The 14835-nt window shown below is 39.1% G+C and carries 10 protein-coding genes, 1 tRNA gene and 1 other RNA gene; 2 read left to right on the plus strand and 10 right to left on the minus strand.

Going from position 1 to position 14835, the window contains the following annotated elements; translation table 11 throughout:
• Positions 1-90 precede the first annotated feature (90 nt).
• Genes ACF8D3_RS11250 through kdpA form a run of 5 tightly spaced genes read right to left on the minus strand, consistent with a single transcriptional unit; the run spans position 91 to position 7823 of the window.
• Positions 91-792 carry a response regulator gene (locus ACF8D3_RS11250; RefSeq protein ID WP_392471564.1) on the minus strand — a complete coding sequence of 234 codons (702 nt, stop codon included), beginning with the start codon at positions 790-792 and terminating at the stop codon, positions 91-93.
• 9 nt (positions 793-801) lie between these two features.
• Complete coding sequence (locus ACF8D3_RS11255) at positions 802-3450, minus strand: ATP-binding protein (RefSeq protein ID WP_392471566.1); 2649 nt, start codon at positions 3448-3450, stop codon at positions 802-804.
• 13 nt (positions 3451-3463) lie between these two features.
• Positions 3464-4075, minus strand: coding sequence for a potassium-transporting ATPase subunit KdpC (gene kdpC / locus ACF8D3_RS11260; protein WP_392471569.1), 612 nt, complete (start codon positions 4073-4075; stop codon positions 3464-3466).
• 9 nt (positions 4076-4084) lie between these two features.
• Positions 4085-6094, minus strand: coding sequence for a potassium-transporting ATPase subunit KdpB (kdpB, locus tag ACF8D3_RS11265; protein ID WP_392471572.1), 2010 nt, complete (start codon positions 6092-6094; stop codon positions 4085-4087).
• Between the two features lie 16 nt (positions 6095-6110).
• Positions 6111-7823 carry a potassium-transporting ATPase subunit KdpA gene (gene kdpA, locus ACF8D3_RS11270; RefSeq protein ID WP_392471574.1) on the minus strand — a complete coding sequence of 571 codons (1713 nt, stop codon included), beginning with the start codon at positions 7821-7823 and terminating at the stop codon, positions 6111-6113.
• A 216-nt stretch (positions 7824-8039) separates the two neighbouring features.
• Here kdpA and ssrA point away from each other — a divergent pair.
• Positions 8040-8399: a transfer-messenger RNA gene (gene ssrA / locus ACF8D3_RS11275) on the plus strand.
• 435 nt (positions 8400-8834) lie between these two features.
• Here ssrA and adeE read toward each other — a convergent pair.
• Together adeE and ACF8D3_RS11285 are read right to left on the minus strand one after the other, a co-directional pair.
• Positions 8835-11948: a multidrug efflux RND transporter permease subunit AdeE gene (gene adeE, locus ACF8D3_RS11280; RefSeq protein WP_392471575.1), complete on the minus strand. Its 3114-nt coding sequence runs from the start codon at positions 11946-11948 to the stop codon at positions 8835-8837.
• A gap of 11 nt (positions 11949-11959) precedes the next feature.
• Positions 11960-13084, minus strand: coding sequence for an efflux RND transporter periplasmic adaptor subunit (locus ACF8D3_RS11285; RefSeq protein ID WP_392471576.1), 1125 nt, complete (start codon positions 13082-13084; stop codon positions 11960-11962).
• Positions 13085-13160: 76 nt separating this feature from the next.
• Between ACF8D3_RS11285 and ACF8D3_RS11290 the strand changes: the two genes are divergently transcribed.
• On the plus strand, positions 13161-13793 hold the full coding sequence (locus tag ACF8D3_RS11290) for a TetR/AcrR family transcriptional regulator (RefSeq protein ID WP_392471577.1): 633 nt from the start codon (positions 13161-13163) through the stop codon (positions 13791-13793).
• Between the two features lie 218 nt (positions 13794-14011).
• On the opposite strand, the gene ACF8D3_RS11295 is transcribed toward ACF8D3_RS11290, so the two are convergent.
• The 3 genes from ACF8D3_RS11295 to ACF8D3_RS11305 form a co-directional block, all read right to left on the minus strand.
• Entirely contained in the window at positions 14012-14221 is a 210-nt protein-coding gene (locus ACF8D3_RS11295; RefSeq protein ID WP_392471578.1) for a cold-shock protein, read from the minus strand.
• Between the two features lie 106 nt (positions 14222-14327).
• Entirely contained in the window at positions 14328-14561 is a 234-nt protein-coding gene (locus tag ACF8D3_RS11300) for a hypothetical protein (protein WP_004881015.1), read from the minus strand.
• Positions 14562-14746: 185 nt separating this feature from the next.
• Positions 14747-14823 (minus strand) — tRNA-Met (locus ACF8D3_RS11305).
• Between the last annotated feature and the right edge of the window lie 12 nt (positions 14824-14835).

The following is a 14835-nucleotide window of genomic DNA, read 5'->3' on the forward strand; positions in this document are numbered from 1 at the left end:
TAAATACTTTATTATTTAAATAGATATATAAAATTCATTTGTTTATCTTCGACTAATTTTTTATTATTCTAAAATATTATGAGTTCTTATTTAGCTTTCCTTAAAGCGTAATCCAACGCCTGCTATTGTAAAAATATAAGCGGGTGTGAGTGCTGAATCTCCGATTTTGGTTCGGAGTTTTTTGACGAGAATTCGCAAATAATGGGTATCTTCTTCATGGCTAACACCCCATAACTCGGTCATGATTTGTTTCTGCGTAACTATCTTACCCTGATGGCGAATCAGTAGTGCTAAAAGCTGGAATTCCTTTTTGGTGAGAACAATTTCTTCATTCGCTAACTTAACCATATGTTCAGCCACGTTCACAGATAATTGACCATCATCAAAGACAATTTTCTGTTCAACCTGTTGCGGTTTATTGCGAAATATCACTCGAATGCGTGCACACAATTCCTGAATGCTAAATGGTTTCGTGACATAATCATTCGCGCCAGCATCAAGCAATTTAATTTTTTGATTTTCATCAGGACGCGCAGAAAGTACGATTACAGGAATGTCAGACCATTGCCTTAACTCAGTCAAAACCTCTTGACCATCCATATCAGGTAAACCCAAATCAAGAATCAATAAATCTGCACCTCGACTCGCCAAAGTCTCAAGTCCTTTCATACCATTCTCAGCCACATACACTTTATAGCCTTGCGCGCGCAAAGCAATGTCCAAAAATTTTCGAATTTGTGGTTCATCATCAATAATAAGAATTGAAGCTTGGGCGTTTAATGTATGAGGCATGAAATCATTTTAATCCTGATGTAAAGGTAATCGTATTCTAATTAAAGTGCCTTGACCATGTTTCCCACTAAAAGCTTCAATACTCCCCATGTGCGCGCCAATAATCGCTTTTACAATTGAAAGACCCAACCCTGTTCCTGTTTTACCTCGATCTCCCCTTTGCATGGTATAGAACATATCAAAAATCTGCTCACGCTCATCTTCAGGAATACCAACACCTTGATCTTCAATCTCGATCTGTAAATAGCTTTCGATCTGCTGAATATTCACTTCTATAGGCACATTTTCTGGAGAAAATTTGGCTGCATTTTCTAAAACATTAAAAACAGCTTGTTCAATTAAAGCGGGATGTACATATAACGCAGGCAGCTCTTCAGCAAATGAAATCTTAATGCTCACATGCGGTTGATATCGTTTTAAACGTTCAGTAGCAGAACCAATTAACTCATCAACACCAATCCAAGCACGACTGAGCGTTAATCCTTGATGGCCCAAACGCGTCATATCCAAAAGATTTTGAATATAGCGATCTAAGCGCTCACCTTCTATATGAATGGTATCTAATAATTCATGGCGATCTGTCTCAGGCATTTGTTCGCCATAATATTTAAGCGTATCTGCTGAACCAATCATCGCAGCCAACGGCGAACGCAAATCATGTGATACGGATGACAATAAAGCAGAACGAAGCTTTTCAGTTTCAGCAACGACTCTAGAATTTTCCAACTGCAACGATAGCTGCACCCTAGAAAGCGTTTGTGCAATATCATCAATCATTAACTCAGCCAAACGTTGCTGCTCGAAGTGAATACTTTGCAAATTACGGTTAAATCGAATGGCAACCACACCAAAATCTGCCACTAAATTTACTGGGTTAAACCACCATTCTGAATGGGTCAAAGTATTGGTAAAACGCCCACATGGTTTAGCATTCTTTTGTGTCCAATCTGCTGCTATTTGATCTTTTTCATTCAAAATTAGTGTATCGCCTACTGATTGTCCACTCACTCTCAACCACACAGTAGCATTGAGCGAACTTTCCAAATGCTGCTTGGATATGTTTAAAACTTGCTCAACATCAACACAAGTAGATAACTTTCGCTCTAACTCTTGCAATTGGAGTGACATCGAATTTGCAGCGCGCAAACTCAGCACTTGAGCGCGTAGTTGATTGGCCAATCGTCCTACTAATAAAGCAGAAACGATAAACATAATAATCGTCATCACGCCACGCTCGGCACTGATTCGAAAGGTAAATCGTGGTTCAATAAAGAAATAGTTATAAAGTAGAAAGCAAATCAAGACACTCATAATCGTAATCAGCATTCTTGTCCGCATCGCAACAATCAGCACTGTCACCACAAAAATCAAAGCCAGTTCGCTATAACCAATAAAGTGATCACTCACCAGTGCAACAAGAAAACCGAGTAATACAATTAAAATACTTTCCGTGATCTCACGCGGATTGAAACCAAAACCTTGCGTTAACCAATCAGAGGTTGAGTTATCTATTCGCGTTTTAGATTCATTATTTTTGGCTTTTAACGGCTGAACAAAAGTAATCTCAAAAGGATGTTGTTTTTCTAAAAGCTGATCAGCAATATGATCTGAAGATAAGCGTTGCCATAATGATTTTTTAGCGCTCTTGCCCAATAAAATATTAGATGCGCCATAATCATAAGCAGCCTGTAAAATCGTTGCTGCAATTTGATTGCTATACAATAAATAGGTATCTGCACCCAACTTACGTGCCAAATTAAATGCTTTAGTAACAGCAAAAGTTTGCCTGTTTTCAATTTTGCTTTTTTGAATTGAAATCACACTCCAAGTCGCATTTCTCCTTTCGGCAATTCGATGTGCTCGTCTGACTAAATCCTCTGAAAACTCAGTTCCATCAATGGCTAACATCACATGATTTTGAATCGGAATAATTTGTCCTTGAGCTACAAATTTCTCCCGATAATCAATATCCACCTGTCCTGCAACCGTTTGAATCGCAAGGTCTCGTAAAGCTGTGAGATTGGCTGGCTTAAAAAAGCCTTGCAAGGCATGTGGGGCAACATCCGCTAAATAAATTTTGCCATGATTCATACGCTCCAATAGTTCAGGTACAGGCAGATCAACCAAGCGAATATCTTTTAATCTTTTTAATAATGCATCTGGCACGGTTTCTGTTACCCGAATGCCCGTAATTTGATAGACCACATCATTCAAACTTTCCAGATGCTGAATATTCAATGTGCTATACACATCAATACCTGCATCTAATAACTCATTCACATCTTGCCAACGATACTCATGACGACTATTGGGCACGTTTCGATGTGCGAGTTCATCAACCAAAACAATTTCAGGTTTTAACTTCAGAATTTGATCAAGATCCATTTCATCTAAAAATCGATCTTGATATTCAACAGTCCTTTTAGGAACAACATTCAGCCCTTGAATCAAAGCTTCTGTATCAGCTCGACCATGCGTTTCGACCACGCCCACCAGCACATGATGACCTTGTCGCATCAACTCATGTGCTCTCGACAACATGGCAAAGGTTTTGCCCACGCCAGGTGCCGCCCCCAAGAAAATGGTTAAACGTCCAGATTGTTCACGTTGGCTATGTGCCAACCATGCATCTGCTTTGTTATTTCGGTCGATCTGCATAGGTTAAGCTCTATCAACGTGAGGTTGATGATAATTGATCTAAAGCGATGTTGAGCTGAAGCACATTGACTCGTGCCTGCCCATACAAGCCCAATTGAACAGGTTGAATCTGTTGTTGCACTAAATCTCTGACTTTCTGCTCGGGTAAAGCACGTTGTTGTGCCACACGTTTCACCTGTAATAGCGCATTTTCAGGTGAAATATCTGGATCAATCCCGCTACCCGATGCAGTGATCATTTCTGGTGATACTTGTTGCTCAACAATTTGATTGTTTTGAGCAAACTGCAAGGTTCTTTCTTTAATTTGTTTTTGCAATTCAGGATTAGACACTGCCAAGTTACTTCCAGCCACACCATCCACATTATAATTCACAGCACTGGGACGACTATGGAAATATTGTTCACTCACAAAGCTCTGTCCCACCAAGCTTGACCCAACAATTTTTCCATTTAACTCGATGACACTACCATTGGCCTGTTTTGGAAATAACAATTGAGCCAAAGATACACTCACACTGCAATACAATACACCTGCGACCAAGAACCCAACCAGTACTAAACCCAGACTAGACCGAAAAAAGGATTGCGCTTCAGTCGATAAGGGAAGATTTTCTAATGTATTCATGACGTACTCCTAAATCCACAACGACACAATAAGGTCAATCAATTTGATCGCAATAAAAGGGAAAACCACACCACCTACGCCATAAATCAGCATATTACGACGCAATAGCTGTAAGGCACTGGCAGGTTTAAACTGCACCCCTTTCAGCGCTAAAGGAATCAACATCGGAATGATCAGTGCATTGAAAATCAATGCAGAAATCACCGCACTACTTGGACTACTCAACTGTAAAATATTCAAGACATCAAGCTGAGGAATCGCAACGGCGAACAATGCAGGTAAAATCACAAAGTATTTAGACACATCGTTTGCTAAAGAAAATGTGGTTAAAGCGCCTCGAGTAATCAACTGCTGCTTGCCAATTTCTACTACATCAAGCAGTTTGGTTGGATCAGAATCTAGATCGACCATATTTCCTGCTTCTTTTGCAGCTTGCGTACCTGAGTTCATCGCCAAACCAATATCTGCTTGTGCCAAAGCGGGTGCATCATTGGTTCCATCGCCAACCATTGCGACCAATTTTCCTGCGGCTTGCTCTTTACGAATACAAGCTAATTTATCTTCAGGTCGAGCTTCAGCAATATAATCATCTACACCTGCTTCAGCGGCAATTGCGGCAGCGGTCAAAGGATTATCCCCTGTTACCATGATGGTTTTAATCCCCATCTCTCGTAACAATGCAAAGCGTTCTTTAATTCCTTGTTTAATCACATCTGAAAGTTCAATCACACCTAAAATTGTATGATTCGATGCTACAACTAATGGTGTTGCGCCTTTAGAAGCGACTTGTTCTACACGGGCTTTCAGCTCAATATTGTCTTTAATCTCTTGTTGGGTAAATTTTAGAATCGCATCCACTGCGCCTTTGCGAATCTTTTGCCCTATCGCTAAATCAACTCCAGATAACCGTGTTGAAGTACTAAACTGAATAAATTCTGCATCTTTAGGTTCACGGATACTTTCACCCATTTCTTTACCTAAACTCACGATCGATTTACCTTCAGGCGTTGGGTCAGCAAATGACGTGAGCATTGCTGCTTGGCGTAATTCACTTGGACTCACACCAGCCAATGGGTAAAAAGCTGTTGCTTGGCGATCGCCGTAGGTAATCGTTCCTGTTTTATCCAACAGCAATACATCAATATCACCAGCAACCTCAACAGCTTTACCTGACTTCGCCAACACATTGGCTTTTAAGGCTCTGTTCATTCCTGCAATCCCAATCGCAGGCAACAAACCACCAATAGTAGTTGGAATGAGACAGACCAATAATGCAATCAACATCACCAGACTGATTTTGATGCCCACCATAGAACCAATAAACGGTAATGTGACAACCACAACAATAAAAGTAATGGTCATGATATTGAGTAGGATACTTAACGCAATTTCATTCGGTGTTTTTTGACGGTTTGCACCCTCAACCAAAGCAATCATGCGATCTAGAAAACTATTGCCTGCCTCATTACTGACACGAACAATAATTTGATCTGATAAAACTTTGGTACCCCCAATCACACCTGACCGATCCGTATTGGCTTCACGTAATACAGGTGCAGACTCACCTGTCACCGCCGACTCATTAATGGTGGCAAAACCTTGAATGATTTCACCATCTGCAGGCACGATTTCACCAGCTTTGATGATCACCAAATCATCTTTTTTTAATAAATTTGCAGAAATCACCATTGGAGTAGCATTTAGATCAGCAATTTTATTTGCCATTAAGTTTTCACGAGCTTGGCGTAAAGAAGATGCCTGTCCACGTCCTTTGGCTTCTGCTACTGCTTCTGCATAATTGGCAAACAAAACGGTTACCAATAAGATCAAGCTCAGTAAAATACCAAATCCAAAACTGGTACTCCCCATCAACGTTGCCACGATGGTTAATACTGTTCCAATCCATACACATGCCATTACGGGATTTTTAAAGGCATGCTGCGGTAATAATTTATAAAAGGTTTGCTGAATAATTTCTTTATTCAAGATATCCATATGTGTAGCATTTGAATGTTTCATTGTTGTCGCTCCACGCTTAAACTTTCACAGATAGCACAGATAAATAATCGGCAATTGGTCCAATCACCAACACTGGCATAAATTGCAATAGCGTTAAAATCAGTACAATTCCGATTAAAGTCAGCGCAAATGTAGGCGACTCAATCTGTAAAGAACCCTTGGTCTCATCTGCTTTAGGTTTGGTTGCTAGACTGACTGCAATTAAAACGGGAATGATCAACACGCTATAACGACCTGCTAATAACGCAACACTGGCACTTAGATTCCACCATATAGTGTTGTCGGCTAAGCCTTCAAAACCAGAACCATTATTGGCAAACGCAGACACATATTCATAAAAGACTTGGCTAATACCATGCGATGCAGGATTCGAATTACCTGTTAAAGATGGGAAAGCAATGGCGATTGCAGTTAAACCAAGAATTACCACTGGTTGTAAGAGAATGACCAATGCCAATAACTTAATTTCAGTGACTTCAATTTTTCGTCCAAATAATTCAGGCGTGCGACCAGTCATCAAACCTGCAATAAATACAGCTAAAAATAGATAAATAAAGAACTGTAATAAACCACAACCGATTCCGCCCCAAATGGCATTAATCAGCATATTACATAGCTCAACCAAACCCGTTAATGGTGAAGCTGAGTCATGCATCATATTGACCGAACCATTATTCACTTGTGTGGTTAAACTTCCCCATAAAGCAGAAGCTTCAGCACCAAAACGGACTTCTTTACCTTCCATTAGCGCCGTATTTGGAACCAATGAAGATTTTTCAGTCCATAATGTGAATACAGTGGAAGCCAATGACATCAACAACATCGTACCCAAAATCATCCACATTAATTTTTTGCGTTGCACAAAACGACCAAGCATAAATACAACCGACATTGGGATCAGCAAGATCGCAAGCATCTCCAGCACATTTGATAATGGCGTTGGATTTTCTAAAGGCACACTACTGTTTGGACCATACCAACCACCACCATTACTGCCTAATTGCTTGATCGCCACCATCGGTGCAACAGGTCCAAGAGGAATATGCTGGGTCTGAACTTCAGTGCTTCGATCTAAAACTTGCGCAGTTGGACCAGCAGAAAGTGTTGATGGCACACCTTGAAAAGTCAGTAATAGAGAAAAAACTAAACCCAAAGGAATAAAGAATCGGAATAATGGTCGGATCATATCCATCCAATAATTTCCAAGATTAATTTGTGATGCATTTTTTGGTTCAATATTTTCCAAAGCTTGATCTTTGGGCTGTAAAAATAAAGCTCTTAACATGGCTGTTAACAAAGCTAAACCCATAATTGGAGATAAATATTGCAAACCAACAATCACAGTCATTTGCGACAGATAAGACAATTGAGCCTGGCCTGAATAATGCTGCTGATTGGTATTGGTTAGAAATGAAATCGTTGTGTGTACTGCTAAATCCCAATTCATATTTGGAATATGATCAGGATTCAGCGGTAACCAAGCTTGCGTCATCAAGATCGCGATGCTGATGCCTAATAACAAAAGATTACTGATGACAAAAGCAGCAAGATATTGCCGCCAATTCATACCCACTTGTTTCACATTCAAAATGGAATAAATTGGTTGCTCAATCCATTTAAAGAAACGATCGCTTTTCATTGGTTGAGCTTGCATCACATCTGCAAGATAGCGTCCTAATGGATAGGCTAAAACCAATGCAAGGATAAATACGGAAATAAATTCCCACATAGCACATGCCATTTAAAAAAATAAGTCAGTACTAGTATGGAAATTGACTGCGTAAATTCTCTATATTGAAATAAGAGTAAGGCGTAAATTTTCTGTAAATTATTCTGTATTTAACTACCGTATGTTTGGGATGCCTACTTTTCAATCACAAATACATTCCATTAGAGATTTAGATTTAAATTTCCTATATTTGTGTTATGATGCTCGTTCATATATGGGGATGTTATTGGCTTCGACGCTGGTGATGAAGCTCATAGATGCATGCCGAGAGCGCATTTTCTCTCGTAAATAAAATTTGCATTTAAATAGTCGCAAACGACGAAACTTACGCTCTAGCTGCCTAAGGGCAGCTTGTCCGCTTCCTAGAATACTTGTGGTCTAGGAACCCGACCGAAGCGCACGCACACAAGTCCGTATAGAGTCAAGCCTCGGGGCTTTATACCAAACTTAGAGGATCGCACTTTGTACCCTGTTCGTCGGGTCACTTGGTGTTAAAACAATAGACGATATCTAAGCATGTAGTATTCTCGAGTGTAGTGCTGGCGGACGCGGGTTCAACTCCCGCCATCTCCACCAAAATTCGATTCGGAGCAATCCGATGAAATATAAAAAAGCCTTTAAGCATTGAACTTAAAGGCTTTTTTATTTGACTCATTATGTACAATCTCATTTGACTTTTTTATTACTTCACGTAGATAAGATCAATAAAAATCTAACGAAGGCGATTCTTTATAATTAACAAATATAATTTACAAGTTTGGAATGCAGCAGCCCACCTACAGAAAAAGATGCGCCGTATTTCAAATGGAAAACATAGATCTTTTGCCATTCATTGTAATGAAATCGTCATTAAACTTTGATGCTTAACATAAGTCAGGAATATGAATCCGATTCTCTTTTAAATTTCATAGCAATATACCAAGACACTGTATATAGTTTTCAGGAACATCATGTTTAGAAATCTCTAATCGAAATCACTCTAGATGTTTCGATTAGAAATTTTTATTCAACTCATGTTTTAGGCATCATTTTTCTTCTAGTAAAGATATGACGAACCAAAAAGAAAAATAAAGGAACAAAGAAAATTGAAAGCAACGTTCCAGATATCATCCCTCCTGTCACAGCGATACCAATTTCTCTTCTACTCGCAGCACCAGCTCCTGTTGAAACTGCCAGAGGTAAAACACCAGCAACAAATGCCAATGAGGTCATGATAATGGGCCTTAACCTTTGGCCTGCACCCTCAATAACAGCCTCTATTAATGACTGACCTTCAGCTAGTTTTGCTGCGGCAAACTCCACGATAAGAATCGCATTTTTAGCTGAAAGACCAATAGTCGTGAGCATCGCAACCTGAAAATAAATGTCATTAACATATCCTGCAATACTTGCAGCAATAACAGCACCAATTAATCCAAGAGGAATAACAAGTAAAACGGAGAATGGAATTGACCAACTTTCATATAATGCAGCCAAACATAAAAAGATAAATATGATAGATGCCAGATATAACCAGATCGTCTGACCACTCGCTAACTTTTCTTGATAAGACAAACCACTCCATTGAAGGCTAAAGCCTTGTTGTTGATCAATTAACTGTTGCATTTTATTCATAGCCCCCCCTGAACTTTCCCCAGTTGCGGCAGAACCTTGAAGCTGAACAGATGAAAGGCCATTGAAACGCTGCAACATCTGCGGTCCCATTTGCCAATTAACAGATGAGAAACTAGCAAATGGCGTCATTTCTCCTGTCGTTCCTCTCACATACCACTGGCTAATGTCTTGTGGTAATGACCGATATGCTGCATCACCTTGTAAATAAACGCGTTTAACACGTCCTCTATCAATGAAGTCATTGATATAAGAACCGCCCCATGCAGTGGATAACGTACTACTAATATCTGTCTGCGCCAAACCGAATGCACTTGCCTTACGTTGATCAATATTAACCTGTAATTGAGACTTATCTTCGAGTCCATTTAATCGGACTGCAGCAAGGCTAGAATCTGCGGTTGCCTCTTTTAAAACTGCATTTTGCGCGGCTAATAAAGCATCTCGCCCTTTACCTTCCACATCTTGCATCCATAATTCAAAACCACTAGATTGACCAAGTCCACGTACCGCCGATGGAGAAAGAACTTGAACCCGCGCTTGTTTCATTGATCGAAAATGTGCATTTGCACGAGAAATAATTGCCTCAGCAGTATTATCTTCACCCTTACGATCATTCCAATGCTTTAGACTGGCAAATGCCATACCAACATTCTGACCACTACCAGCATTATTTCGCCCCATAACCATAAAAATAACGTTCAAGTTATCTTTCTCATTCGTCATGAAATACTCTGAAATTTGATTACCTATCTTTTGAGTTTCAGCTAAAGTCGTGCCCACAGGCGTACTAAACTGAACCATGACGGAACCCTGATCTTCTTGCGGAAGGAAACCAGTATTCATTCGTGTATATTGCCATCCTAATAAAGCAGTAATCACTACAAATAAAACCATAAATATTTTAGGTTTACTGATGATCTTAGTGAGTAAATTGCGGTATTTAGATTGACTCTGATCTACTTTTTGGTTAAACCAAGTAAAGAAACGTCTCTTTTTATGCTGATGGTTTGTTGGTCTAAGTAAAGTCGCACATAAGGCTGGAGATAACGTTAAGGCAACCACTGCAGAAAGCACCATCGCTGCGACCAATGTCACAGAAAATTGCCGATAAATCATACCTACGGAGCCGCCAAAAAATGCCATCGGCAAAAATACAGCAGACAAGACCATCGCGATACCAACTAAAGCACCTGAAATTTCTTTCATAGAAAGAAGTGTGGCTTCTCTTGGGTCAAGACCTTGCTCATGCATCACACGCTCAACATTTTCTACAACGACAATGGCATCATCAACCAAGAGTCCAATTGCTAAGACCATCGCGAACAATGTCAACGTATTAATGGTATAACCCAATACACTCAGAACTCCAAATGTACCTAGCAAAACTACTGGAACTGCGATAGCAGGAATTAAAGTTGCACGCCAACTTTGCAAAAATATGAACATCACGATAGTAACAAGTACGATTGCCTCAGCGAGGGTCTTAATCACACCTTGAACAGAAGCCTCTACAAATGGAGTACTATCACGTGGATAGGCCACCTTTAAACCTGCTGGCATCGATGCTGTTAATCTGGAAACTTCGGCTTTAACACGTTCGGCAGTTTCAAGAGCGTTTGCACCTGAAGCTAACTGAATTGACATACCTGAAGCATATTTACCATTCAATCTTGTGGTTGTCTGATAACTTTCTGCACCTCGTTCGACTCGAGCAACATCTTTTAGCAGCACCACACTACCATTTGGCTCAGTCCGCAAAATGATATTTTCAAATTGACTTACCGTTTGTAAACGTGAAAGTGCTGTCACAGTTGCATTTAAAGCTTGGTTTTCTTTAGTTGGTAAAGCTCCAAGCTCACCTGCTGTAATTTGAGTATTTTGAGCTTCAATAGCTGCTCTGACATCGGATGGCATTAAGCTATAACTATTTAGCTTATGCGGATCAAGCCATATCCGCATCGCATACTGCGCACCAAATACTGTAATCTCACCCACCCCATCTACCCGACTTAATGGATCTTGAAGTGTACTTACCATGTAATCTGATATATCAACATCTGATCTTGCACCACTTTCATCATAAAGAGCAAAAACCAACAGACTGTCTCCTTGAGACTTTGTAACGGTTATGCCCTGTTGTTGAACTTCTTGTGGTAAACGGCTCAAGGCTTGATTTACTGCGTTCTGTACCTGAACTTGAGCTGTATCTGGATTCGTATTTTGATCAAAACTCAAACTAATACGAGCCTGACCAGCTGAACTACTTGTAGAAGAAAAATAAAGTAGACCATCAATACCCTTAATTTGTTGCTCTAATATTTGAGTAACACTATCTTCAACTGTACTGGCTGAAGCACCAGGATAATTTGCTGTTACATTTACACCGGGAGGTGCAATATCAGGATATTGCTCAACAGATAAAGTGAAAATAGAAATTGCACCCAGCGCCATAATGCATATGGACAATACCCAAGCGAATATCGGACGCGCGATAAAGAAACTAGATAGCATACGAAAATTCCTCAGCGAATTGGTGTAGGTTCAACGACCAGACCAGCACTTAACCCTTGCAGACCTTCAACAACAACTTTGTCTCCAGAACGCAAACCAGATAATACTAACCACCGATTATCTATGGCTTCGCCTAAAGTAATCGCTCTTTGTTCAACTTTATTCCCCTGTACAACAACCCACACAAATGCTTCACCATCAGCATTTCTCATTTCAATCCCTTGGGGAATTAATAAACTTTTTGGACGTGGTCCTGTACCAAGTTGTGCCCGCACATACATTCCTGGCAATAAAGATTGATTGGGGTTAGCAAATGAAGAACGTAACGTAACACTATCAGTCGCTTCATCTACTGTAATATCGCTAAACTTAAAAGTGCCCTTTTCTGGATAGTTCATTCCATTATTCATCTGCAAATCAACACTTAACTCTTCAGGCTGTATTCCATCCTCTGTGAGTTGTTTCCGAAGTGCCATAAACTCATCACTGGATTGTGTTAAGTCCACATACATAGGATCTAAATTCTGAATTGTTACTAGAGCATCTACTTGACTAGACGTTACAAGAGCGCCACGTGTAATCGTTGATCGACCAATTCGCCCCGAAATTGGAGCCGTAATTTGAGTGTAATTAAGATTGGTTTGTGCAGTTTTTAGTAATGCTCTATTAACATTTACAGCAGCCTTTGCTTGTGCATAAGCAGCCCGTGCATCATCTAATTCCTGACGACTAACACCATTGACACTAATTAATTGTTCGTAACGTTCAGCTTGAAGACGAGTAGAGTTTACTGTTGCTTGAGCCAATTCGAGATTTCCTCGCGCTTCCTCAAAACTATCTCGATAAAGTGTTGAATCAATTTTATAAAGTGGTTGGCCCTTTTTTACATATGAACCTTCCTGAAAAAGCTGTGCAATGACTACCCCATTTACTTGAGGCCTGACTTGTGAAATTTCTGATGCAACTGTTCTTCCAGCTAATAGGTTGTTAGTTTCAATAGTTTCAGGTGTCATAGTCATCACGCTCACCTGTTGAATAGCTTTTTTTATAGGTTGATCTGAATCACATCCATTTAAAAAAGGGAGTAAAAGAAAGTAAAAAAAAATTTTATAACTTGAAAATCTCAAATCAGACATATCTAGAATCCTAGACCTATAGATAATTTATTTACTTTACTGTAAAATAAATATTAATCCGTTAGAAATTGTAATTATGTTGAAATTAAAAAAACCTAGAGGAAGGCCTTCAAATATTCGCCCAAAAATCATCTTAGCCGCACGTGAGCAATTTCTTGAGCATGGTTTAGATGTAAGTTTAGATAACATTGCAATTAAGGCAGGAACTACAAGACAAACGCTATATAACCATTTCCCAACAAAGACAGCACTACTTATTGAAATATTTGAAGATTTCAAAGCTGAAATGGATGCTCCTTTCATTGATAATAAAAACCTAGATAAGATCAATCATTTAGATAAGTTATTGTTAGAAATTTGCCAATCTGTTCAAAAACACTTTTATGATCACGATGTAATTCGAATTCAAAGACTTCTAATTATTGCTTTAGTAGAAATGCCTGAAATTCTTGAGCAAGTCCAACAACGGACTCATGGAAGTGTTAAAAAATCTCTAATCAATATTCTAGAAAAAGCAAACAATGCTGGGATCATCAAAGTATTAAATCCTGAAGCAGCAGCAAAAGTATTTTTGGGTGCTGTTATGGGATACTCATATCCAGCAACACTAATAGGTGGTACAACACCATCCCAACAAGAGTTTCGACAACTTAACAAAGAAATCTGCGAAACATTTTTAAAGGCTTGGGAACATAAGACTAAGAGCTAATGCCATAATTTTAATATTCACAGTTCATTAGATTTAATTGTTCACTATATAAAGCTTAAATCTATTGAACACCTCAATGATCAGTTGGAAAAAATATTTTATTATGATCAGCTATCTTCGTATCACAACTTAATAATCGCCAAATTGACTAAATATTTACACTACAGACGATAAAAAAAGCCCACCTAATGTGAGCTTTTTTATTGTGATCTAATGTCTTAGATCACCGTAATCATTTTAGCTACTGGCCCTTTCTGCCCCTCACCTAACGTAAATGTTACGCGTTGCCCTTCTTGCAGTGCTCGAAAGCCTTTGCTTTGGATTTCACTAAAATGGGCAAACACTTCTTGGCCAGAATCAGATTGAATAAATCCAAATCCTTTCTTTTCATTGAACCATTTTACTGTACCATTGATTGTTTCACTCATGCCTGCTGTACCTTCAAATATCTTGTTTGAATATAAATAAAATTAGACCGTGATGCTTTCAATCAGCCTATTTTCATTTAATAAGTACTACAGCTATGTGAAATTTTTATGTCAATCGATAAAGCTGATTCACCGAAGTATAGAAGCTATTTCCATCTAAATTAAAGTCAATTTCTTGACCAGACTCTAGTAGAACTTTTTTCCCAACTTCAACCCATTTAAAACCTTCCAACGTATTTTGTTGACGTTTAAGTGGGATAATTTGTACAGATATTTCATTGCCATTCACGGCTTTGGCTATACGCCATTCATTGATAATTTTCACGACAGAATCACTCATTACTGAGCTCAAGTGATCGATTTTGATTTACTACAAGATTAGACAAATGAGAGAGGATAACAACATTTCTAGAATCTAATAATTTTAGCTTTATTTAGGGTTATTTAAGCTAATTTCATTGCCAAAGTGATTATGACCATCAGCAATATTTAAAACATCACAGAGCAAAATTCAAATAAATAAATTGGTAGCGGGAGCTGGATTTGAACCAACGACCTTCGGGTTATGAGCCCGACGAGCTACCAGACTGCTCCATCCCGCACCAGAGGTTATG

The sequence above is a fragment of the Acinetobacter sp. YQ_14 genome (genome assembly GCF_043102985.1).
GTDB lineage: Bacteria > Pseudomonadota > Gammaproteobacteria > Pseudomonadales > Moraxellaceae > Acinetobacter > Acinetobacter venetianus.